The organism is Pseudomonas frederiksbergensis (genome assembly GCF_001952935.1).
GTDB lineage: Bacteria > Pseudomonadota > Gammaproteobacteria > Pseudomonadales > Pseudomonadaceae > Aquipseudomonas > Aquipseudomonas frederiksbergensis.
In genome coordinates, this window is record NZ_CP018319.1 from 739,963 (window position 1) to 760,695 (window position 20,733).

At 57.9% G+C, this 20,733-nt stretch carries 21 protein-coding genes and 4 tRNA genes; 8 read left to right on the top strand and 17 right to left on the bottom strand.

All coding sequences use genetic code 11. The annotated features are described in order from the left end of the window. Positions 1–43: 43 nt before the first annotated feature. Positions 44–1,042, bottom strand: coding sequence for a LysR family transcriptional regulator (locus PFAS1_RS03730; protein WP_076028240.1), 999 nt, complete (start codon positions 1,040–1,042; stop codon positions 44–46). Between the two features lie 91 nt (positions 1,043–1,133). Between PFAS1_RS03730 and PFAS1_RS03735 the strand changes: the two genes are divergently transcribed. The 6 genes from PFAS1_RS03735 (at position 1,134) to PFAS1_RS03765 (ending at position 6,263) form a co-directional block, all read left to right on the top strand. After that, positions 1,134–1,760 carry an alanyl-tRNA editing protein gene (locus PFAS1_RS03735; RefSeq protein ID WP_076028241.1) on the top strand — a complete coding sequence of 209 codons (627 nt, stop codon included), beginning with the start codon at positions 1,134–1,136 and terminating at the stop codon, positions 1,758–1,760. A 92-nt stretch (positions 1,761–1,852) separates the two neighbouring features. Beyond that, positions 1,853–2,623 carry a 2OG-Fe(II) oxygenase gene (locus tag PFAS1_RS03740; protein ID WP_076028242.1) on the top strand — a complete coding sequence of 257 codons (771 nt, stop codon included), beginning with the start codon at positions 1,853–1,855 and terminating at the stop codon, positions 2,621–2,623. Position 2,624: 1 nt separating this feature from the next. After that, complete coding sequence (locus PFAS1_RS03745) at positions 2,625–3,260, top strand: LysE family translocator (protein WP_076028243.1); 636 nt, start codon at positions 2,625–2,627, stop codon at positions 3,258–3,260. 652 nt (positions 3,261–3,912) lie between these two features. Continuing rightward, entirely contained in the window at positions 3,913–5,145 is a 1,233-nt protein-coding gene (locus PFAS1_RS03755; RefSeq protein WP_074879044.1) for a type II and III secretion system protein family protein, read from the top strand. A gap of 119 nt (positions 5,146–5,264) precedes the next feature. Beyond that, positions 5,265–5,975, top strand: coding sequence for a tetratricopeptide repeat protein (locus tag PFAS1_RS03760; RefSeq protein WP_074879046.1), 711 nt, complete (start codon positions 5,265–5,267; stop codon positions 5,973–5,975). 18 nt (positions 5,976–5,993) lie between these two features. Further along, positions 5,994–6,263, top strand: coding sequence for a DUF3613 domain-containing protein (locus PFAS1_RS03765; RefSeq protein ID WP_076028245.1), 270 nt, complete (start codon positions 5,994–5,996; stop codon positions 6,261–6,263). Positions 6,264–6,556: 293 nt separating this feature from the next. On the opposite strand, the gene PFAS1_RS03770 is transcribed toward PFAS1_RS03765, so the two are convergent. The 11 genes from PFAS1_RS03770 to PFAS1_RS03820 all read right to left on the bottom strand — a co-directional run bounded on the left by PFAS1_RS03770 (position 6,557) and on the right by PFAS1_RS03820 (position 16,697). Then, positions 6,557–7,519, bottom strand: a complete 963-nt coding sequence (locus PFAS1_RS03770) for a type II secretion system F family protein (protein WP_076028246.1) — start codon at positions 7,517–7,519, stop codon at positions 6,557–6,559. Between the two features lie 29 nt (positions 7,520–7,548). Then, positions 7,549–8,535, bottom strand: coding sequence for a type II secretion system F family protein (locus tag PFAS1_RS03775; protein WP_076028247.1), 987 nt, complete (start codon positions 8,533–8,535; stop codon positions 7,549–7,551). Beyond that, the gene (locus PFAS1_RS03780; RefSeq protein WP_076028248.1) at positions 8,532–9,965 is read right to left on the bottom strand and encodes a CpaF family protein; all 1,434 of its coding nucleotides are present in this window, start codon (positions 9,963–9,965) and stop codon (positions 8,532–8,534) included. The genes PFAS1_RS03775 and PFAS1_RS03780 overlap by 4 nt, the downstream gene beginning before the upstream one ends. 3 nt (positions 9,966–9,968) lie before the next feature. Further along, on the bottom strand, positions 9,969–11,189 hold the full coding sequence (locus PFAS1_RS03785) for an AAA family ATPase (protein ID WP_076028249.1): 1,221 nt from the start codon (positions 11,187–11,189) through the stop codon (positions 9,969–9,971). Continuing rightward, entirely contained in the window at positions 11,183–11,677 is a 495-nt protein-coding gene (locus PFAS1_RS03790; RefSeq protein ID WP_076028250.1) for a TadE/TadG family type IV pilus assembly protein, read from the bottom strand. The genes PFAS1_RS03785 and PFAS1_RS03790 overlap by 7 nt, the downstream gene beginning before the upstream one ends. Further along, positions 11,677–12,156, bottom strand: a complete 480-nt coding sequence (locus tag PFAS1_RS03795; RefSeq protein ID WP_076028251.1) for a TadE/TadG family type IV pilus assembly protein — start codon at positions 12,154–12,156, stop codon at positions 11,677–11,679. Before PFAS1_RS03795 ends, PFAS1_RS03790 begins: the two co-directional genes overlap by 1 nt. Before the next feature lie 8 nt (positions 12,157–12,164). Next, positions 12,165–13,511, bottom strand: coding sequence for a TadE/TadG family type IV pilus assembly protein (locus PFAS1_RS03800; RefSeq protein WP_076028252.1), 1,347 nt, complete (start codon positions 13,509–13,511; stop codon positions 12,165–12,167). A 74-nt stretch (positions 13,512–13,585) separates the two neighbouring features. Beyond that, positions 13,586–14,392: a Flp pilus assembly protein CpaB gene (gene cpaB / locus PFAS1_RS03805; RefSeq protein ID WP_076028253.1), complete on the bottom strand. Its 807-nt coding sequence runs from the start codon at positions 14,390–14,392 to the stop codon at positions 13,586–13,588. Between the two features lie 15 nt (positions 14,393–14,407). Next, positions 14,408–15,736: an AAA family ATPase gene (locus tag PFAS1_RS03810; RefSeq protein WP_076028254.1), complete on the bottom strand. Its 1,329-nt coding sequence runs from the start codon at positions 15,734–15,736 to the stop codon at positions 14,408–14,410. A 2-nt stretch (positions 15,737–15,738) separates the two neighbouring features. After that, positions 15,739–16,269, bottom strand: coding sequence for an A24 family peptidase (locus PFAS1_RS03815; protein WP_076028255.1), 531 nt, complete (start codon positions 16,267–16,269; stop codon positions 15,739–15,741). 236 nt (positions 16,270–16,505) lie between these two features. Further along, the gene (locus PFAS1_RS03820) at positions 16,506–16,697 is read right to left on the bottom strand and encodes a Flp family type IVb pilin (protein WP_076028256.1); all 192 of its coding nucleotides are present in this window, start codon (positions 16,695–16,697) and stop codon (positions 16,506–16,508) included. Between the two features lie 393 nt (positions 16,698–17,090). Here PFAS1_RS03820 and PFAS1_RS03825 point away from each other — a divergent pair, with 393 nt between their 5' ends. Further along, a complete protein-coding gene (locus tag PFAS1_RS03825; protein ID WP_076028257.1) occupies positions 17,091–17,960 on the top strand; it encodes a helix-turn-helix transcriptional regulator in 870 nt (289 codons plus the stop codon). A gap of 59 nt (positions 17,961–18,019) precedes the next feature. Here PFAS1_RS03825 and PFAS1_RS03830 read toward each other — a convergent pair. From PFAS1_RS03830 to PFAS1_RS03845, 4 genes are all read right to left on the bottom strand, one after another. Then, positions 18,020–18,095, bottom strand: a tRNA-Gly gene (locus PFAS1_RS03830). A 3-nt stretch (positions 18,096–18,098) separates the two neighbouring features. Further along, positions 18,099–18,174, bottom strand: a tRNA-Glu gene (locus tag PFAS1_RS03835). 105 nt (positions 18,175–18,279) lie between these two features. After that, positions 18,280–18,355, bottom strand: a tRNA-Gly gene (locus PFAS1_RS03840). 3 nt (positions 18,356–18,358) lie between these two features. Beyond that, positions 18,359–18,434: transfer RNA gene (locus PFAS1_RS03845), tRNA-Glu, on the bottom strand. A gap of 393 nt (positions 18,435–18,827) precedes the next feature. Here PFAS1_RS03845 and PFAS1_RS03850 point away from each other — a divergent pair. After that, complete coding sequence (locus PFAS1_RS03850; protein ID WP_198044949.1) at positions 18,828–19,586, top strand: hypothetical protein; 759 nt, start codon at positions 18,828–18,830, stop codon at positions 19,584–19,586. A gap of 243 nt (positions 19,587–19,829) precedes the next feature. Here the strand turns inward: PFAS1_RS03850 and PFAS1_RS30300 are convergent, their stop codons facing one another. Then, entirely contained in the window at positions 19,830–20,711 is an 882-nt protein-coding gene (locus PFAS1_RS30300; protein ID WP_371916929.1) for a methyl-accepting chemotaxis protein, read from the bottom strand. Positions 20,712–20,733: the final 22 nt, after the last annotated feature.

A 20,733-nucleotide genomic window follows, 5' to 3' on the forward strand; every position in this document is an offset into this window, starting at 1 on the left:
GGAGCGGCGGTGCGACGGTTCGACTTGCCCGCGAAGGCGTCTGTCAAAGCAACCCATCACTCTCGGGTAGCTCATACTGCGCAGCGACTCTTCCCAACGCACTCGGCTTACCCGGCTTGCCCAGGGTTGGCTCCTTCTCCAGGCACTCCACCAGATAGTCGATCAGCACCCGTAACTTCGGTGGCAGATAACGGGTTGGCGAATGCAGCAACCAGGCACCGCCGTGGTAGGACGCCAGAAAGGTCCAGTCCGGGAGCACCTGCACGATCAGCCCCTGCTCCAGCGCATAACGCGCGGTGAAGTACGGCAAGCTGCCAATCCCGATGTGCTGCAACACCGCGCCCAAACGCACGCCGGTGTGATTGGCTGCATACCGTCCACGCACACCAACGGTGACAGCCTTGGTGCCTTTCTTGAATTTCCAGCGTGCATCGCTCGGGGTTTCGCCCAGGTAGATGCAGCTGTGGTTGAGCAAATCGTGGGGATGGGTCGGTGTGCCGTGTTCGGCCAGGTATTGCGGCGTCGCACAGAGCAAATGATCGATGGTGAGCAATTGCCGCCCGACCAGTCCGGCAGGTGGCCGATCTGTAATACGAATCGCCAGGTCAACGTTGTCGTCGATCAAATCCACCTGGCGGTCCTCAAGCAATAGCTCTACATCCACTTTGGGATAGCGGCGCAAAAATTCCGGCATATGCGGATGAATCACGAAACGCCCTACCGCCTTCGGCACACTGACGCGCACCAGCCCTTCCGCTTCATGGGTGAACTGGCCGCTGATTTCCATCACCGATTTGGCGGCGCTGACCATTTCCTGGCAACGCTTGAACACCTCTTCACCACCGTCGCTCAAGCGCAACTTGCGCGTGGTTCTCTGCAGCAAACGAGTGGCGAGCGCCTTTTCCAGGCGCGAAATGCTGCGGCTGACCGCCGAAGGTGAAGAGCCCAACTGGCGAGCAGCCTCAGAGAAGCTGCCAGTCTCGACAACCTTGACGAAAATCGCCATTTCACCAAGCAGCGGTAGTGGAAGATTTGTGCTCACAGCGCAACAGTCCTTTGAGGTTTGAACGGATTATCACGCAATTCCACGCTTCATATAATAAAAAATAGAATTGTTAATAAGGGCATGGAATATGACGCTTCGCCTCTTTTTCCATAGTGATGACCTCAAGGCCAATGTGGAAGTCCTGGATTGCACGCCCCACGAGAACGAATTTGCCGTGGTGCTGCGCGCCACGTTGTTTCACCCCCAGGGCGGTGGACAGCCCTTTGACACCGGCTGGATCGGCGAAAGCCGGGTCCTGCGGGTTGTTCAGGATCCGGACCGGATCATTCATTTCGTCGACCATCCGGTAAAACCGGGCATGACCCAGATTCGGGTCGACGAACAACGCCGCCAGTTCAACTCACGCATGCATTCCGCCGGCCACCTGATCGGCCACTTCGTCCAGGCCATGGGCTGGATGCCGATCAAGGCTCATCACTGGCCGGGCGAAGGACGTGTGCAATTCAAACCGGCAGAGTCGGCAAAAGACGTTGATGCCGAGATGATTCAGCACCGCATCGAGCAGTGGATCACCAATGATCTGCCGCGCCTGACATCGATGCGTGAAGGCGCCCGGGAAATCGGTTTCGGTGATCTGCCCGCCTATGGCTGCGGCGGCACCCATGTACGCAGCCTGAAGGATTTGGGCACGGTCACGATCGCGTCCCTTTCACTGAAGAAGGGAACGCTGTCAGTCCACTACAGCGTGGATTGAGCATGTGGGCGATGCCGTTACTGTCATCGCCTGACGCCGGAGGAACCTGCGGTCGCGGGTTCTGTTGACTATTGGATAGATGGACCTAACACATGATGCTTGACGTCGAGCGTCTCGATGAGACGTGCATAAAAAAACTGGCCAACGAAGAAGTCCTCGCCATCCGCGTCAAAGGCTTGTTGCCCAAGCCGCTGGCGATTCAGATCGGCGACAAGATCCTCGCCCCAGGCTTCGAAGGCTATATCAATGCGCCGAGCATCGGTCGCATCGGCATGGCGTTTTATGAAGCGGAAAACCAGCCGCTGCTGATCGAAGACTATTTCGAACGCGCCACCCGCAACATTGCGGAATTACGCAACCGCTGCGCGCCCTATTCGTCCCCCGTCGACACCCTGCGCTGCATGCTCGATGAGTCCTGGCCGGCGGGTGCGCACCTGGAAAATCTCTACGGTCGCAAGATGTATGTGGGGCTGTCCCGGGTGGTGAAACCCGGGATCTGCTTTCTGGCCCACCACGACATTTTCGCCAAGGACGCCCCGGACAGTTATCAGGCCAAAAGCCTGGAAGCGCAGTTCGCCTGCAATGTTTACCTGAACATGCCCGTCGAGGGCGGTGCGCTGCAGATGTGGGACCACGACATCTCCCCGGACCAGTTCGACGAAATGCGTGGCGACAGTTATGGCATCGATCCGGCTTTGCTCGGGACTCCGACCCTGGAGATTCTTCCCGAGCCGGGTGACTTCATCATGTTCAACTCGCGCTGCATGCATTCGGTGACTCCGGGTGTGGCTGATCCGCGCTTGAGCCTTTCGTTCTTTGTCGGCTATCGCGGCAATGCTTCACCCCTTACTTTCTGGAGTTGAGATGCTTTCGAATTACCTGGGCGAGTTTCTGGCGCTGGCGACTATTCACTTTCTGGCCGTGGTTGCACCCGGACCGGACTTCGCAGTGACTATCCGGCAAAGCGTGCGTTTCGGCCGACTGGTCGGGATTTGCACGGCGCTGGGCATCGGCGCGGGCATTTCCGTGCACGTGCTTTACACCTTGTTCGGAGTCGGCGCGCTGATGCACACGACACCCTGGCTGCTGACGGTGGCCAAGGTTGTGGGTGGCGCTTACATTTTGTACCTCGGTGTCAGCCTGTTGCGCAGCAAGCCCAAGACCGTACTGGAAGGCGATAAGCCTGATGAACCGGTTGTAGAGCAAACGTTGTGGAAGGCATTTACCACCGGCTTCCTGACCAACGCGACCAACCCGAAAGCCACACTGTTTTTCCTGGCAATCTTCACCACCATCATCAGCGCCACAACGCCACTGAAGATCCAGGCGCTTTACGGAATGTGGATGTGTTTTGTGAATGCGCTGTGGTTTGTCATCGTTGCGCTGTTCTTTTCAAGCAGCAGGGTGCGATTGCTGTTCTTGCGCTTGGGGCACTGGTTCGAGCGGAGCATGGGGGTGATCCTGATTCTGTTTGCTGGTCGGTTGATTTTGTCGATGTAAATACACGTGAATCGAGCAGGAGGCGGCTTCACAGCCGCCGTCCTCTCACACCGCCATACGTACGGTTCCGTGCAAATGGCCACCTTACCCCGCTGACTAGACATTCAGCATCCCCGTCAATATCAGGCAATCGCACTGCGCTACGATCTTGCCCGCACCTCTCGCCCGCGCGCCTTTCTCCAGCCTTTGCCCCGTGGTTTTTTCTAAAATCATGGCACTTTGGTTCGATTGAACTAACGTCAAGCAATAAGAAGTCATAACGGCTCGAGTTTTCACGTTAGCTTCAGTGATCAGATGGTGAATTGGCAAAAGGAGTTACCTTTCTATGATCCTGTCAGGTGCTTTGCGGCTTTGTACCTTCATTGCCGATTACTTTCCGGGGGAGCCAGGTCGGCGGACAGTACCGTCCATAGCCGCAAAGTTCACTCTGGCGGGCAGTCCAGAGAACCGGATCACTAAAAACCGTTTTAGCAAAGGTCGCTCGCTGTCCAGGCAGGTCAGCGAATTGCACCCGCTCGTGTGTAGCACGTAAGGAAACACCAAGGCCATGGACAGGTGGCCTGACGCATTGGGGGGGATAGTCCGGTCCCCGTGAAGTGATCCGGACAAATCAGTCAGCCTAAAGATGGCCTATCCAGTGAGGATGTATTAAATGAGCCTTCGTCCCGTGCCCGCTTTCAAGCGAATTTTCCATGGCCTGTTCTGGATGGGCCTCAGCGTGAATGCGGCTCAGGCCGCGCCGAACAATTGTTCGCAGCTGGACAATTGGCCGACAACGTATGAGGTCGGCCAGGGGCTGCAAAGTGAACTGCGCAGCCCCGTTCCGGTAACACAACTGGCGGTGGGTGACCCGAAAATTGCCGACGTGCAATCCAGTGCCAACAGTGGCGACAACGCATTCATACTCACGGGCGTTGCACCGGGGACCACCAGCCTGATGGTCTGGACCGCCTGTTCGAAAACGCCGCGCCAAAGCATGGTGTTCGTCAAGGGTAAGGCCACCGCGGCGCTGACCAGCGTCTCGACCATACCTTCCGAAGACCCGCTGTTGCCGATCCAGGTGCAAACCGACATCCGCTTCGTTGAAGTCAGCCGGACCAAACTCAAGGAAGCCAATGCCTCGATTTTTGGTCGCCAAGGCAACTTCCTGTTCGGCTCGCCCAGAACCTTGCCCACCATCGACGGCATTGTCAGGCCGTCGTTGCCGGTGAACAACGACATGTTCAACCTCTCCTTTTTGTCCAGCGATACGCTAGTGTCGATCAACGCGCTGGAAGGTAGCGGTTTCGCCTACACCCTGGCACGACCAAGCCTGGTAGCGCTCAGTGGGCAGAGTGCGAGCTTCCTGGCGGGTGGTGAAGTGCCGATTCCGGTGCCCAGTTCAGGCAGCGATAACGTGTCCATCGAGTACAAGGAATTCGGGATCCGCCTGACCCTGACACCGACCATCATCGGGAAAAACCGCATCGCGCTGAAGGTGGCACCGGAAGTCAGTGAACTGGACTTCACCAACGCTGTAAGCATCGCCGGCACCATCGTTCCGGCGCTGACCATACGCCGTACCGACACCAGCATCTCCCTGGCCGACGGCGAAAGCTTCGTCATCAGCGGCCTGATCAGCACCCGCAACAGTTCTCAGATAAACAAGTTTCCGGGGTTGGGTGATATCCCGATTCTGGGGGCGTTCTTTCGCGACAACTCCATCAACCGTGAAGAGCGTGAACTGTTGATGATCGTCACCCCTCACCTGGTCCAGCCACTGGCTGTCAACGCAAAACTGCCGTCGTTGCCAGGAGAGCAACTGCGTAATTACGACCCGAACTTCTACCGCATGTTCTTCCTCGAACGTGGCGACTTCGACAGTATGAGCGGGCTCTCGCAATGAGCCATGACCTGAACAAGACGTGTCTCGCCCTCACTCGTAACGGTGACCTTGAACGCTTGCCGGGCCAGCCTTATTGCCAATGGCCAAGGGTTCAAAGTGTTGTAGCCAGAGGACATTCGATGAAAGCAGTCATTGCAATAACAGCGACATTGATGCTCGCGGGCTGTGCGTCCAACGGCGTGACTTCGCGGCCACCTGAATGTGCCAAGCCCGCATCGGAGCAAGAGCTGGCCCTGAGCCTGGCCGACAACATGGCCAACGAAGGTCGTTTGTATGCCAGTCTGGCGAATCTTGAAGGTTTGCCTGACAGTCTGGTCCAGGTTCGCCTGCGCAAGGCCCGGGTGTTGCGCTTGATGGGGCGTAGCGAGGCGGCGCCGTTGTACGAAAGCTTGCTTCGCACCTGCCTGGCGGCTGATGGGGAACATGGTCTGGGCCAGTTGGCCGCAGCCAGAAATGATAACGCCGCCGCGACCCTTCACCTTGAGCGTGCGGTGAAGATGGCCCCCACCGACGACAAGATGCGCAATGACCTGGGGGTCGTCTACCTCAATCAGCGACGGATCCCGGAAGCGCGTTTTGAGTTCATGACCGCCATGGAACTCAAGCAGGCAAACACACTGGCGGCACTGAATATGGTGACGTTGCTGATCTACCAGGATAACTGGAAGGCGGCTTCCGAACTCGTGACCCGCGCCGACTTGAGCCCCAAGCAATTTGCCGAGGCTCAGGCCCGCGCGGAAAAACTCAAGGCCTCCGCCAACAAAGTGGTGGCTTCCGAGAGGAATCGCCGGACCGAGGTAGCCGATGCCTCTTCCAGTGCGATCAAGTAGAACGTACGAGGAGTCGAGATGAAGACCAAAAGACTTTTGATCGTGTGCATGGCATGCCTGTCCACCACTGCCTGGGCCATTGAGCCGGGCCCCTCTTCGCCGTATCAACAAGGCACCGAGCAGTGGTTGCAACTGCAGATTCGCGGTGTGGTTGCCTCCCCTCACCTGCAAACCGCTTCAGCCACTGAACGTGACCTGGCCATGCAGCGCTGGCTGAATAGCTTCAACTACCCGATTCCAGAGTTTTATGACCAGGATGTAGCGGGAGAGATCACTAGCGGCAACTGAGGCATGTCAATGGATGATCAGCCTCTGGCATCGTCCGGAGTAGCCTGGCTGCAAAGCCGGGCTTAATGTTGTGTGCAGGAAAGCAGTGGTCTCTACACGATTCAACCCTGGCCGGGATTACCCCGGAACTGACGCAGGCTGCGATCATTTGATTCAGAGGACGAGGCAACGAATGGCCTGCCAGAAAAATCAAAAGATCGCAGCCTGCGGGAAATGGGTAGATCCATGACAGGAAAGTGCAGGTCAGACTCGGGGGCAAGGCCATCGCGCTCGACAGCCTCCGGCCTTTTACTTCACCCGAATGCCTTGAACACTCCGATCATGGCGGGGCCGATAGCGACCAGAAAGAAGCTCGGCCACAGACAGAAAATCAGCGGGAATATCAGCTTGGTGCCGATTTTCGCCCCCATCTCTTCGGCGGCCTGCATACGCCGGTCACGGAACTCGTCGGCATAGATACGCAGGGTATCGGCCACGCTGGTACCAAAGCGGATGCTCTGCGCCAACAGGCTGACCAGCCCTTGTACATCATCCAGACCCGTGCGCAGGGCCAGTTGCTTGAGCGCCTCGGTACTGGAAATGCCCGCGCGGATTTGCGCATTGACCAGGGCCAGTTCTTCAGCCAGTTCGACCTGACTGACCGACATCTCCTCAGCCACCCGCTCGATGGTCGCGGGCAGGGCCAGGCCCGACTCCACGCACACCACCATCAGATCCAGCGCATCCGGAAACGCGGCACGCAACCGACCTTGCCGTAACTGCTTGCGCTTGGCGACATATAGCCCTGGCACCAACCAACCGATACCGGCCACCATGACCACCAACAGCAGCCCCGTGATCAGAGAAATCTTGGGAATTATCGGCAACAGCAGCAACGCAATACCGACCAATAACAGCGGCAACATCAAGCGCACGGCCCAGTACATCTGCACCGCCGACGAAGAACGGTACCCCGCATGTGTCAACAGGGTCTGGGTGACGGACGTCTGAGCCGATTCGGCCGAGCTAAAGCGCTGTCCGACCCTCTCCAGCAACAGTTGCAGATTACCCGGAGCCTCCTGCCCTGCGGTATTGCCTAAATGACCACGCTTGATCAGCGCCAGACGACGCTGCACCGGATCCTGAAGCCCCATCATCAGCAAGATTACAGCGACGACCGCAAGCACCGTACTCAAAACGATCGAGCCGATGAACAACAGACGCGCCAGCTCCTCGTTCCCCGTGAACCGACTGAACAACCCGAGCAAAAAGTCCATGATCTGTACCTCCCGGTAGCGAATACCACTTAAACCTGAATCCGGATGATTTTGCGTATCCAGAAAATCCCGAGCAACATGGCGCAGAACGCCCCCATGATCAGCTTATGGCCTATGGGATCATTGAGCAGCATAGGCAGGTAGTTCGGGGTGGAGATAAAGATCGCGATCGCCAGCACAAAGGGAACCGCCACCAGCACCCAGGCCGACATGCGCCCTTCCGCCGACAGGGTTTTGACTTTGCGCTGAAAGCGGAAGCGCCCGCGGATCAGGCGACTCAGACGCTCCAGCACTTCTGTAAGGTTACCGCCGGTTTCGCGATGGATGAGGATCGAGGTCACCAGCATCATCACCGTCATGCTCGGCATCCTCTCAAGCAGGCCGAGCATGGCCCGACGTACATCATTGCCATAGTTGATGTCAGCGAAGGTCAAGCCGAACTCATGAGCGACCGGCCCCCTATGCTCATCGGCCACAAGACGCAGGGTTTCGTTGAATGGGTGCCCGGCGCGCAGAGCGCGGCACATGGAATCCAGCGCGTCCGGCAGACCTTTTTCGAACGCAGCGAAACGCTTGCCACGGTCGCGTGAGATTTTCAGTATGGGTAACCAGAAGATCGCGAAACCCGCCACCAGCGCCATCCACCAGACTGACGAGACCATCCAGATCAAGATACCCGTCGAGCCTCCCAGCACCAGCCCGAGCAGCAATACCCGATAGGCCCGGTATTCGTGCCCGGATTGCTCGATCATTTGGGTCAGGCTCGCCATAAAAGGCAACTGCTCAAGCATGGCCTCCAGTGGCGATAAGCGCGTCAGGTATTTCTGCCGCAACACCGTTTGCATGTTGGGCTGATTGTTGGCTTTCTCCAGCACATGCAAACGGCCGCGGATGCGTTTGCGCATCTTGCCGGCCTCGCCGAACACCGGCACCACCACACCCTGGGACAGGAGGAACACAGCGATAAACACCATGCCGAGGAACATCAGAATGAATTCACCAGGAATATGGCTCATGACTGCCGTGCCTCCATCCACTCAGGCCTGAACATCGTAAGCGGCAACTCGATACCGCGCTTGGCCAGCACATCGCGGAAGGCGGGGATCATGCCGCTGGGCCGAAAATCACCCAGTACTTCGCCGTTTTCGCCAATGCCCTGGCGGACGAAGGAGAAGATTTCGGTCATGGTGATGATCTCGCCCTCCATGCCGTTGATCTCCTGCACACTGACCAGGCGACGCTTGCCGTCCTCCTGGCGTTCCAGCTGGATGACCACTCCGATGGCCGAAGCGATTTGCTGGCGCATGGCCTTTATCGGGAAGGTCGCCCCGGTCATCGACACCATGTTCTCGATCCGCCCCAGCGCATCGCGTGCGGTGTTGGCGTGGATCGTGGTCAACGAGCCGTCATGACCGGTGTTCATCGCCGTCAGCATGTCCAGCGCCTCGGCGCCGCGCACTTCGCCGATCACAATGCGGTCTGGACGCATCCGCAAGCTGTTGCGCACCAACTCCCGCTGGCTCACCTCGCCACGCCCCTCGATATTCGAAGGCCGGGTTTCCAGGCGTACCACGTGGGGCTGTTGCAATTGCAGTTCGGCTGAGTCTTCGATGGTAACGATCCGCTCGTTGTGCGGGATGAAACTGGACAGCACATTGAGCATGGTGGTCTTGCCGCTGCCAGTACCGCCGGAAATCAGCACGTTCAAGCGCCCGCGGACAATCGCCTTGAGCAGCAGGGCAATGGCCGGGTTCAACGCCCCCACCTGGATAAGGCTGTCGGTATTGAGCAGGTCGACGGAAAAGCGCCGGATCGACATGCTCGGGCCGTCGATGGCCAGCGGCGGAATAATCGCGTTGACCCGCGAACCGTCCTTGAGCCGCGCATCCACCAACGGCGAAGACTCGTCGATACGCCGACCCAGGCTGGAGACGATGCGGTCAATGATGTTCAGCAAATGCTGATCATCGCGAAAACGCACATCGGTGCGTTGCAGCTTGCCGAAGCGCTCGACATACACTGAGTCATGCCGATTGACCAAAATGTCGGACACCGTATGATCGGCCAGCAGCGGTTCCAGAGGCCCCAGACCGAGCACCTCGTCGGTGATCTGTTTGATGATCAACTGGCGGCTGGAAGTACTCACCGGTGCCGAGTGTTCATCGAGCAGACGCTGGCAAATATCGCGAATCTGCCGAGTAGCCTCGGCCTGCTCAAGGGAGTCCAGCAAGGACAGGTCCATGACCTTGAGCAACTGTTGGTAGATCTTTTCCCGCCATTCCGCCTCCACCGGGGTGACCTGGCTTCTGGTTTCGTAAAGAACGTCCGGCGCTGCACGCTCCCAGGCCATTATTTCCTCTGCCGGATCCAACAGGTCGTCGCCCAGTTGGGCAGCGGTGGGTTTACCGGACTGTTTGCGCAAGCGGTTACGAAAGTCGCTGATCATGGGTCATCCCCCGAAAAAACGGTTGAAGGCACGTTTGAGCAAGCCTTTGTTGCCGGCCACCTCTTGACCGATCAGGTCCTCGGTCATGTTGCGCAGTGCAGCCGTGATCGCCGCCCTCGGCGCATGCAGCCCCAACGGCACGCCAGTGTTCTGACTCTGGCTGACCAGATTGAAGTCGTTGGGTAACTTCGACACATTGGTGCAGCGCAGCGCCTCGCCGATATCTTTGAGGCTGACCGCTGCCGCCTTGTCATAGCGGTTGACCACTATCTGCAATTGATCCCCACGCACGCCCAGGTCTTCGCGAAGAATCCGTACCAGGGAGCTGGCATCGCGCAGATGGCTGACGCTCTGTTGCACCACCACGTACACCCGATCCACCTGCTCCAGCACAGAGCCGGTGAGGTGATCGATTTGCCGCGGCAGGTCGATCACCACCCAGCCATAGCTGGCGCGGGCCAACTGCAACAGGGTGTCGAGTTGCTCGGGTTGGGTATCCTGCGGCAAACACAACTCACCGGCCCGACCGCCCAGCACATGCAGGGTCGGGCTGAAGTGACTGCAAAAACCGCGTAACGCGACGCTGTCCATCCCATCGATCTGGTGCAACACCTCCAGATGGCTGTGCGTCTGCGCCACATCCAGATAATGCGTCACGCTGCCAAATTGCAGGTCCATGTCCAGCAACAGGGTACTGCCACCCATGATGCTGAGTTGCTGAGCCAGGTTGCAGGCCAGCAGGGTTCCGCCGGAGCCGCCCTTGGCGCTCATTACGGCGATCAGTTTTCCTTCTGTTCCACTGCCGGTTCGAACTTCCGTGACCAGACGATTCAAGGCGGCGGCCAGTTCGGTCTCGGCGATGGGCTCCGGCAGCACGTCCCGGGCACCGGCCTGCATCGCCAGGCGCATGGCTTCCTGGTCGCTCAGCAGCCCGCACACCAACATCGGCGGACGCTCATGGGCCGGACGCTGCAACAGTGCCGACAGCTCTTCACGCCACAGGTGGCTAACGCGCAACAGCAGCAGATCGGGCATCCGGTCCAGACCGTAGAGCGGGTCGACATGCCCGTTGCTCACCAGCCGCGTACTCACCTCCAGGCTGGGCATGCGTTGGCAGACGCCTTGCAGGTCGCGCAACGACGTGGCATCACGACTGCTAATCAGCAACCGTAACCCGGCTTTGCCGGTCGAGGTAGAGACTGGAGTTTCCTTGGTATTCAGCATGGCGTGATCTCCCCGGAATCGGAATGACGCCCGAGGCTTTCGCGTGGCAACGTTGCCCTGAATGTAGGCAGGGTAATGGGGACGGCGAACCCGGGAATAAGCAGATTGAAAACGAAGTTTTGCAGACTCAACTGGACATAGCGGATGGCACGAAAACCATTGACGCTGACCAGGTCAGCGGGGTTGGCCACCAGAGCACCATTGACGTCCAGATAAGTCAGCGTCAGGTGGGTGGTGGCCAGATTGCCGATCAGTTGGCTCGTACCTGCATCGGTCGCGGCATTGAAGATCGCCCGCCGCAGAACCACCGGATCGCTGATATTGCACACCGACGCCAGGCGCGTACCACGCCGTACGGCTTCATCCAGTGCATTGACCGTGAAGTACAGGCGGCCCATTTCCAACACGCCGAACAACAGCGTGAACATCAGCAGGCCAATGAAGGCGAACTCCACCGTGTAGGTGCCGCGCATGTGTTTTCTTTTCATCACAGTGCCCTCATCACGGTAGTGGCAACCAGCGGAATGCTCAGCGCAATCTGAGTACCAAAGAAACCGGGAATCGAGCCGCCGCAATTGCCACCACCAATCACTGGACAGAACGTGTAAGTGATGGTGACCCGCACATGGTCAGTGCCCACTGCGGCGACGACCACGTTGCCAGTCGTGAGCCCTGACACCACCGCGGTCCCGGTATTGGCAGGCACACCATAGACCGCAACGTTTTTTGTCTGGGTCTGTAGCGTATTGCTCAGAGCGACCTGACCAAGCGTCGAGTCCCAGGCCCGGCTAGCAACGAAACGGTCGGCATCGCGGCTGGCCTGCAGCAGCACGTTGTATTGATAGAGCATGCGACCGAACTCACCGAAGGCCAGCAACAGCAACAGCAACACCGGCAGGACGAGGGTGAATTCCACCATGGCCAGACCTTGCTGGCGCTTCGGATGTTTAAACCCGTGAAGTCTCATGACGCCTCCTACGAGTCAGTGCTCGGAATGCCAGTGCCGCTGCCGAGATAGGTTTTGTAGAGCTGGATGATCTGCGGCCCGGAATCGGTTGACGGCGAAGGGCCTGCCACGTTGTCGCCTTCGCACTCCTTCACGAACTGTCCGAAGATCTGCGCGTCCTTGCCGCCGCCATCCATTGGCTGCACCACGTAATAGCAGCCGAAACCCAGGACGGGGATCGAGGTTGAACCGCCCTGCTTCCCGGTGCAGTTGCCCACCACGATTTTCATCATCCTGCGCTCGAACACCCCATTGCTCTGACAGCCACTGGCCCCAGCCACACACGCGGCAGTGCTCGCACGCCAGTCGTTGTAGTCAAATATCGCGTTGCTGCCCGCGGTGAGATTGCCGTTGCTCGAGGTGACGACTTGCCCCTGGTACTTCGCTTGTGGCGGGGAGACTGAGTCGTCGTACGTGATGGCTGGGTTGCTGGATGTGGTCACCAGGTCCGGCGGATAGTCCGAGGCACTGACCGGGCCGTTGTAGATGCCGAAGCGCGTATTCAGGCCTTGAGAGGTAGGGCCGACCTTGTTGCCGGGGGCGGTCTGGACAGTGTCCCCCGCCGTGCGGCAGACGCTGCCGCCTCCGGCCAGGTCCTCCCTGACGGTACTGCCGCCCGAGCCAAAATCGAGCAACTGAAAATTGCCTGGACCGATGGGCGACGAATTGCCGGCAGCGGTCTTCAATACCTTCAAATCACCAAACTGGAAGCCCCAGAACATGCCAGCGTCCGGGTCGTATTGAGTCGGGTCGCCACAGACCATCAAAGGTGAGAGATCACAAGGACTGGTAGGGCTGGGTCCAGCGGTAGCGATCGCCGCCACCGCTTTGGCCCCCAGGCCGCCAGCGCCGAATACTTGAGCGAAGTTCCAGAAAAATCCCGTCAGGTTATAGCTCGGTACCGATACCCGAACGTACTTGGCATCCGTCGGTCCGGGATAGGAGAACGGGCCATAGACGCTCGCTGCCAGTTCCACCACTGCAAATGCGCCTGCGTTGCCGCCGACAGCCGTGGCCAATTCGTTGTTGCCCGTGGCATTGGCGTTCTGTATCAGCGTATTGAGCGCGGCGGCGCGCGTCGTGCTGGCAATATTGCTGCCACCCTCCACCTGACTCAGGGTTTTGGCGCCACTCAGGGCGGCGGCGTCCACCGCATTCTGCAGGCGCGTTTTGTTCAGCATCATATGTCCGCCGTCCAAAGCCAGCGCCGCTACCATGCCAGTCACCGCCAACACCATCACCATCAATACACTTACCGATCCTTCCTGGCGCCTTGGCGTCGAAGTGAACGACCGCTGAATACGAATATTCATCATCAAGCCCTCGTTTGCCGATACTGATCCGGATCGGCGCCGCCAATACTTGGTGCCCAGGCACCCCTACCGTCCTGTCAACGTTTGACTACACTGGCTTCGGTCCCGCGGATAACGGTAATAGCCCCGCCACCCTCGCTACTGCGGCGCTGTACCACGCGTTTTGGCGCCGCGACGGCGGCCACCGCCACGGCTGGCACAACAGGCGCAACGGCAGCGATTTTCTTCTCTAGGTTCAGTGGGTTACGCAGCGCCAGTTGCAACTTGCCTTCCGTCTGCGCCGTGACCAGTGCTTCCGCTTCAGAGGCCGACATCTCCAGCGTCACTGCGCGTACCACCACGGGTTGGGTCTTGTCGGTACCCGCCGTCTGATCCACCGCCAATACCCGCAAGTTCTCGAGGATGGTCCTGGATACGGCGTTATTGCCGGAGCCATCAGTGCGTTTGGTCGCCAGTACATCGACCCGGTTACCCGGTAGCAGGAACCCGCCCACGCCGACCACATCGTCCACACGTACCGAGATGGCACGTTTGTCTGTAGCAATCAGAGAAGCCAGGGTACTGCCCCCCAAATGCTCACTCAGACGTGCACCACGCATGATGTCGCCCTTCAGAATGTCGAATGTTGCGATCTTGCCTACTGCTTTGTCGGTGGAGTCGAAGGCATCGTCCGGGACTGTGTCCATGGGCATGCGCATGGTCGTGACTTGTTGGGCCTCGACCATCTGCCCGAATGGAATCTCTACCGTGGCGACCACCACGCTTCGAAGGTTGTCATCCGGGCTGGCGCTGAGTCGTGCGCTCAGCCAGGAGTCGGCCATCCATGCAGCGCCAAGGCCCATGACCAGGGAAACGCCTATCAGGGTAAGAGTACGAGAGCTCATGTCAGTATCTCCGTATCAAAGAAAGTTGAGCTGGACGAAGTAGTTGTGCCAGGCCCATTCCAAATCTTGCGGTGACAGTGATCCGGAACCGCCCATATAACGCTGACGATCGAGGGCCATGTTCAGGAGATCGCGGGGATGGCAAGGCACCAGGGGCATGCCTTCACTGGCATAGAGCCTTTGCAGCACATACCGCACCAGCAGCTGGTCAAAAGGAATGCCCAGGCGCTCGCTTTCCTGACGCCAGATCTTTTCGTACTCCTCAGGCTTCAGGTAACCAAACTGCAGCTTGTAGCCAATCCGGCGAAGAAAGGCCTCATCGGCCAGCTCCAGAGGATTGAGGTTGGTGGAAAACACCAGAATCAGATCGAACGGCAGTTCGCAATGCCGACCGCCCCCCAGGTTGATGAAGTCACGCTTCTCTTCCATCGGGACGATCCAGCGATTCAACAGCTCGGCGGGTGCCATGCGCTGGCGTCCCATGTCATCGATGATGAACAGGCCATTACTGGCCTTGAGCTGCAAGGCCGCCTGGTATTGACGGGTGGAAGGGTCATAGCGAACGTCCAGTTGCTCCATGCTCAATTCACCGCCGGTAATGACGATCGGGCGTTTGCAGCACAGCAGTCGACGGTCGATCCCTTCGTTGAGCATCAGATTGTTCATTTGACTGTTGTCATTCAGACGCTGATGCACCTGCGGGTCATAGATCTCGATCACCGATTCGTTGATGACGATGGCGTGAGGCACCCAGATGGCTTCGGCAAACAGACGAATCAGCCGACTGCTGACATAGGTCTTGCCAGTACCCGCAGGGCCATAAATCATGATCGCGCGCCCGGAGTTCATCGCCACCCCCAACTGATCGAGCATCCCTTCCGTGAGCACCACACCCGCGAGGGCATTGCGCATATCGTTGGCGTTGATGCGACCATGGTGAATGGTTTGAAGTTTGATCAGGGACCGGTAGGTGCTCACCGGGAAGGGCGCCGCACCGATATAGCCGCTGCGCGACAGGGCATCGCGGGCGGCACTGCGACCGCGCTCGGTCAAGCCATAACGCAACATCTGCCCGCCCGTTTGGCTCCCCTGGCCAAGCACTTCGACACGACCATCCTTGCGCAGAAACGCCAGGACCTCTTCAAGTACCGCGCCGGTCAGCGCCAGGCGTTCCACCAGCCGCGACATGTCCAGCACACCGGCATCAAACAAATGTTTGCACACCAACTCACCGAGAAAACTGTCGGTCAGACCCGTCTCGCGAATAGTGCAGGGCTGAGGTGCCAGTCGTTGCACCGCCTCCCGGTCGCAGGGGTAGGCATCACTATCGACGATGACGTGCATGACTAAGCTCCCAATCCACCGGCAACAAGTTGCCAGTAGACGCTGTTTAAAGTCCCGATCAGGATTGCAATCGAATAAGGGAAAGGCTTGCCGGCTACTTCATCTGATGTCGGCGCATAATAGGCGTGCGCTCTTAGAATCAACCAATAGCGCTCCAGGGTCTGAAGCAATTGACCTCGAACCAGTACGATCAAAAGACCGCACACGCCACCGGCGATCAGGCTGAAAAAGGCAGCCCACAACGCGAAATGGATGGGTAGAAAACTGCCGACCATGGCCATCAACTTGACGTCGCCGGCAGCCATGCCACCCAAAGCGTACATCGGCATAAACAGCCCAAAACAGATCAGGGTGGCCAGCAGGCTGTCACCCAATCCGCTGACACCACTTGAATACATTTGACCGACCAATCCCAGGGCAAGTCCCAACAGGACCAGCATGTTGGGAATACGGTGGCGACGCAGATCACTCACCACCGCCACGCCCAAAAGTCCTATCAGTAAAACAGTCGATACCATCAGTTCCGTGGACATGGCGTGTCTCCCTGCAGGTATTAATCGTTAGCACGCAACGTAGCTATTTGCGGCTTGAACAACTTTGACGAACTTTAGTACCGAAACATTGATTGCTTGCAGAGTCACTTGGATCACTAGAACAGCCCTGCCGCTCACTCCGTGCGAAGTCCATGAAGAAAGTTGCCGGTGCCCTATCAAAAATAGCGGCAACCGGCTGTCCCATAGACGTCGACACGTCCCCCATCCGGGAATTATCAGCAAGCGCTACCTTTGAGGCCGGTGCACAGCGCCTGCATTTTGGTCTGAACCTCTGTCCCAAGGGCCGTGAACAATCCGACGACAAGCGCCGTAATCAAACCACCGGCCACCGCATATTCCACAATGGTCAGACCATCTTCGTCTTTGACGAACTTCATTACCGAAGCCTTGATTGTTTGCATGTTCATTTTGCCCACCTCACTTGAATGTTTTTTTCTGGAAGCAGTACTTTCTGTGCTGCCTGATGCAACCTTAGTCAGGGGGAAGGCATAGCCGTTAGGAGGATTTTGCACATCACTAGGACTTTTTTGCGGAGCGGCCAAATAGGGGTCATTGGCCTTTGCAGAAGTAACGGGAGGGGTAAACAAGGCATGGCAGGGCAAATGCGATTTTCATTGATTCACAAGCGATAAGCGTTCTAACCCTTGCTCATCGAAGACACACAGGCAAACAGTCGCTTTCCAGGCCCCCATAGAACCAACAGAACTAAAACTCGTCTTTCCTATCGAGATTAATTCTGCAAAGTGATGGCACATTGACGATACTGCTTAGCGAGTCACTGAGAATCCAAGAGTAGAGACATGACGTCCAACTTGACCAGAAGGCCAACGCTCCTATGGTTCGATCTGACTCATGATCGATCCACGAAAGAACTCATCGCGCAGTTCGAGGGTACCTGCGACGGCAAACTGGCGAAAAACTCCGTGCTGCCCATCGGGGTAAACGCAGACATGATCTGCATCCATTTCGATCGCCCCGACACACCAGGTCTCAGGCTGTTGCTGGACATCAAACGCAGCGCACCGGCCATCCCGATTACTATGTTCACCGTGCAGCACTCGGAAGAACTGGCCGTCTGGGCCATGCGTTCCAGCGTCTGGGAATACATAGTGCTCCCCCTTTCGGTCAGTGAGAGGAGTCGCTATCTGACTGCTGTAGTTCAGCTCTGCGAGCTGCGCCGGAATGTTATCGACCACCGCAAGACACAGCTGATCGACCACTCCCCGACCCTGCCGGACAGCATCCGGTTGACCTCCGGGCACCAAAAACATCAGGCGCTGAGCAGCATCATGCTTTACATCGAGCAGCACTTTCGGGACAGCATTGATCAGAGAGATTTGGCGCAGCGCTGCGGCATGACGACATTTCGCTTCAGCCGCCTGTTCAAGGAAGCCAATGGCCTTGGCTTCACGGATTACATCTTGAACAAGCGCATGAACTTCGCCAAAGAACTACTCGACAACAGCCAAATGCCTATTACCAGCATCGGCTATGAGGCCGGCTTCAAGGATCCTTCCTACTTCGCTCGAGCCTTCAAGCAGTTCGCAAACTGCACGCCCAGCGAATACCGCTTGGCACGCCAACTCAGAGCGACTGCATCTGCGCAAATGGTGCAAGATGAAAAAACCACTGAAGCGCTCGAAAGCCTGGTGCAAAGCCTCAGCGGTTGACGCGGTTTTTATACGCGCACACAAAAACGCCGCTCATTGAGCGGCGTTTTTGTTAAATATGGAGCGGGAAACGAGACTCGAACTCGCGACCCCGACCTTGGCAAGGTCGTGCTCTACCAACTGAGCTATTCCCGCAAATGGCGTCCCCTAGGGGACTCGAACCCCTGTTACCGCCGTGAAAGGGCGGTGTCCTAGGCCACTAGACGAAGGGGACACGCTAACTGAAACACATGGTGTGTATTTCAGTGCCCAAATCCGCATCCGAAGATGCTGGTTCTGGTTTCACTCAGCCCTGCCCGAAAGCAACGCTGTTTAAAATTGGAGCGGGAAACGAGACTCGAACTCGCGACCCCGACCTTGGCAAGGTCGTGCTCTACCAACTGAGCTATTCCCGCATATGGCGTCCCCTAGGGGACTCGAACCCCTGTTACCGCCGTGAAAGGGCGGTGTCCTAGGCCACTAGACGAAGGGGACACACGTACAACATTCACTGCCTACCGCGTTTCGCTGTGTGCTTTACGCTGTAAGTGGCGCGCATTCTATGGATGGATTGAGGGGTCGTCAACCCCCAGATATAAATTTATTTAAATCAATGACTTCGCCCTGCTTTGAGACACTAATCGGGCTTTTCCGTCGCTAGGGGTTTGACGCCTATATTCTGACACCCGCCAAGACGTTATAGTCCACCCACGCCAAAGATGATGGCAATGTGCACCTCGCACGCTATTACTTATATAAGCAGAAACGCGGCCGATACAGACAGTGCAGTAGCCGATTCAACTCGCCGAGCGGCGCTATGCGCCTCAATGCCAAGCCACTACACTCGCACGCGAACCCCATAAAGAGGTCTTACCGGTGACACCACTCATGATCACCCTGCTAGTCGTAGCCGGGATCGCACTATTGATCGCCATTGGCTACATGAACCATGTGGTGGAAAACAATAAGCTGGAAAAGGCCCGCGCCAAAGTTGAGCTCAACGATCGTCTGCGTCGTTGCGGCGAAATCACCGAGACCTTTCCCGGCCAATTGATGACTCCGGGCCTCAAATTGCTATTGACCCGCCTGGAATTGAACGTCTGCGAACGCCTGCTCACTCTGGAAAAAACCAACGCCAACCTCAAGGCACGGATTGCTGAACTGAGCGCCCTGGTCGGCCAGGGCGAGTCGATCCCGGTCAACAACCCGCCGGCACCGATCCAGACCGAAGCCAAAGCCAAGGACGTACGTTTCCTGCTCGAAGCCCTGCACGGCCAAATCACCCGCGCCGCACAGGACGGCTTCTTGCCGACCAACGAAGCCAAACGCTGGATCCGCGAAGTTCGCCACATCCTGGTCCTGCTGCACATTGAATTCTTCAACAACCTTGGCCAGCACGCCCTGCAACAGAACCAGCCCGGCCAGGCCCGCCTGGCATTCGAACGCGGCGTGCAATACCTGCGCAAACAACAAGAACCCAAGGTTTATGCCGAACAGCTGGAATACCTGGAAAAGCTCCTGGCTCGCGCCAACGCACAAGTCATGGACAACATCGCCCCGGTAGAAGGCGAAGTGAACCAGCTGACCGAAGGCCTCAAAGACGTCGAGGCCGATGCGGACTGGAAGAAAAAAGTGATCTACGACTGATCAGAGAAAGCAGAAAGCCACCTGAACAGGTGGCTTTTTTTTGCGTTGAGTTTGATGGACGGGTACAGCCGCGACAGTAAGGTCGACTATCGGTCGCCATCGCGAGCAGGCTCGCTCCCACAATTGGACGATGTACAACCGCAAGGCCGCCATCGCGAGCAAGCTTTGCTCCTACAGAGCCAAAAGCAGAGCGGCATACACCCGCCGCCCCTCACCGCTCAACAGGCCGAGCGTTAGCTCGCCTCAGAGCCGAAAGTGCCCCACCATCCCCTTCAACTCAACCCCCAACTGCGCCAACTCGATACTGGAAGCCGCATTCCCCTGCATCGCCAACGAAGACTGATCCGCACTGGCGCGAATACTCGTGACACTGCGATTGATCTCCTCCGCCACCGAACTCTGCTCCTCGGCAGCTGCTGCGATCTGCTGGTTCATCTGCTGAATCAAAGACACCGCCGCTGCAATACTCCCCAGCGCACTCTCCGTCTGCAACGCATCACTCACCGCCAGCTTCACCAGTTCGCCGCTGTTCTGAATCTGCTGAACAGAAGACTGAGCCGCCGAACGCAAGGCGCTCACCAGTCGTTCAATCTCCTCGGTCGATTGCTGGGTACGCTTGGCCAAGGCCCGCACTTCATCGGCGACGACCGCAAAGCCCCTGCCCTGCTCGCCGGCTCGAGCCGCTTCGATCGCGGCGTTGAGGGCCAACAGGTTGGTTTGCTCGGCCACACTCTTGATGACGCTCAGCACCGTACCGATGTTCTGGATTTCGGCACTCAAGCTTTCGATGCTCGAACTGGCCGAGGTGGCTGAATCCGCCAACTGTTCGATCCGCGCCATGCTCTGGCGCACCACCTGCTGGCCACTTTCAACCTTGTCGTCTGCCGTCTGCGCTGCCTGAGCGGCCTCTTCAGCATTACGCGCAACGTCGTGCACGGTGGCGGTCATCTGGTTCATCGCAGTAGCAACCTGTTCGGTTTCTTCCTTCTGGCTGCTGACTTCAAGATTGGTCTGCTCGGTCACCGCCGACAGCGACTGCGCTGAACTGGCCAACTGTTCGATACCCGCCTGCAAACCGCTGACAATACTGCTGAGCCCTGCGCCCATCTGCTGCATGGCCTGCATCAACTGCCCGATCTCATCACGA

What these genes read in the sequence shown, in the direction of transcription:
- PFAS1_RS03735 (WP_076028241.1), top strand. Translation starts at nt 1,134, where the DNA reads ATGACGCTTCGCCTCTTTTTCCATAGTGATGACCTCAAGGCCAATGTG.
- PFAS1_RS03740 (WP_076028242.1), top strand. Translation starts at nt 1,853, where the DNA reads ATGATGCTTGACGTCGAGCGTCTCGATGAGACGTGCATAAAAAAACTG.
- PFAS1_RS03745 (WP_076028243.1), top strand. Translation starts at nt 2,625, where the DNA reads ATGCTTTCGAATTACCTGGGCGAGTTTCTGGCGCTGGCGACTATTCAC.
- PFAS1_RS03755 (WP_074879044.1), top strand. Translation starts at nt 3,913, where the DNA reads ATGAGCCTTCGTCCCGTGCCCGCTTTCAAGCGAATTTTCCATGGCCTG.
- PFAS1_RS03760 (WP_074879046.1), top strand. Translation starts at nt 5,265, where the DNA reads ATGAAAGCAGTCATTGCAATAACAGCGACATTGATGCTCGCGGGCTGT.
- PFAS1_RS03765 (WP_076028245.1), top strand. Translation starts at nt 5,994, where the DNA reads ATGAAGACCAAAAGACTTTTGATCGTGTGCATGGCATGCCTGTCCACC.
- PFAS1_RS03770 (WP_076028246.1), bottom strand. Translation starts at nt 7,519, where the DNA reads ATGGACTTTTTGCTCGGGTTGTTCAGTCGGTTCACGGGGAACGAGGAG.
- PFAS1_RS03775 (WP_076028247.1), bottom strand. Translation starts at nt 8,535, where the DNA reads ATGAGCCATATTCCTGGTGAATTCATTCTGATGTTCCTCGGCATGGTG.
- PFAS1_RS03780 (WP_076028248.1), bottom strand. Translation starts at nt 9,965, where the DNA reads ATGATCAGCGACTTTCGTAACCGCTTGCGCAAACAGTCCGGTAAACCC.
- PFAS1_RS03785 (WP_076028249.1), bottom strand. Translation starts at nt 11,189, where the DNA reads ATGCTGAATACCAAGGAAACTCCAGTCTCTACCTCGACCGGCAAAGCC.
- PFAS1_RS03790 (WP_076028250.1), bottom strand. Translation starts at nt 11,677, where the DNA reads ATGAAAAGAAAACACATGCGCGGCACCTACACGGTGGAGTTCGCCTTC.
- PFAS1_RS03795 (WP_076028251.1), bottom strand. Translation starts at nt 12,156, where the DNA reads ATGAGACTTCACGGGTTTAAACATCCGAAGCGCCAGCAAGGTCTGGCC.
- PFAS1_RS03800 (WP_076028252.1), bottom strand. Translation starts at nt 13,511, where the DNA reads ATGATGAATATTCGTATTCAGCGGTCGTTCACTTCGACGCCAAGGCGC.
- cpaB (WP_076028253.1), bottom strand. Translation starts at nt 14,392, where the DNA reads ATGAGCTCTCGTACTCTTACCCTGATAGGCGTTTCCCTGGTCATGGGC.
- PFAS1_RS03810 (WP_076028254.1), bottom strand. Translation starts at nt 15,736, where the DNA reads ATGCACGTCATCGTCGATAGTGATGCCTACCCCTGCGACCGGGAGGCG.
- PFAS1_RS03815 (WP_076028255.1), bottom strand. Translation starts at nt 16,269, where the DNA reads ATGTCCACGGAACTGATGGTATCGACTGTTTTACTGATAGGACTTTTG.
- PFAS1_RS03820 (WP_076028256.1), bottom strand. Translation starts at nt 16,697, where the DNA reads ATGAACATGCAAACAATCAAGGCTTCGGTAATGAAGTTCGTCAAAGAC.
- PFAS1_RS03825 (WP_076028257.1), top strand. Translation starts at nt 17,091, where the DNA reads ATGACGTCCAACTTGACCAGAAGGCCAACGCTCCTATGGTTCGATCTG.
- PFAS1_RS03850 (WP_198044949.1), top strand. Translation starts at nt 18,828, where the DNA reads ATGATCACCCTGCTAGTCGTAGCCGGGATCGCACTATTGATCGCCATT.
- PFAS1_RS30300 (WP_371916929.1), bottom strand. Translation starts at nt 20,711, where the DNA reads ATGCAGGCCATGCAGCAGATGGGCGCAGGGCTCAGCAGTATTGTCAGC.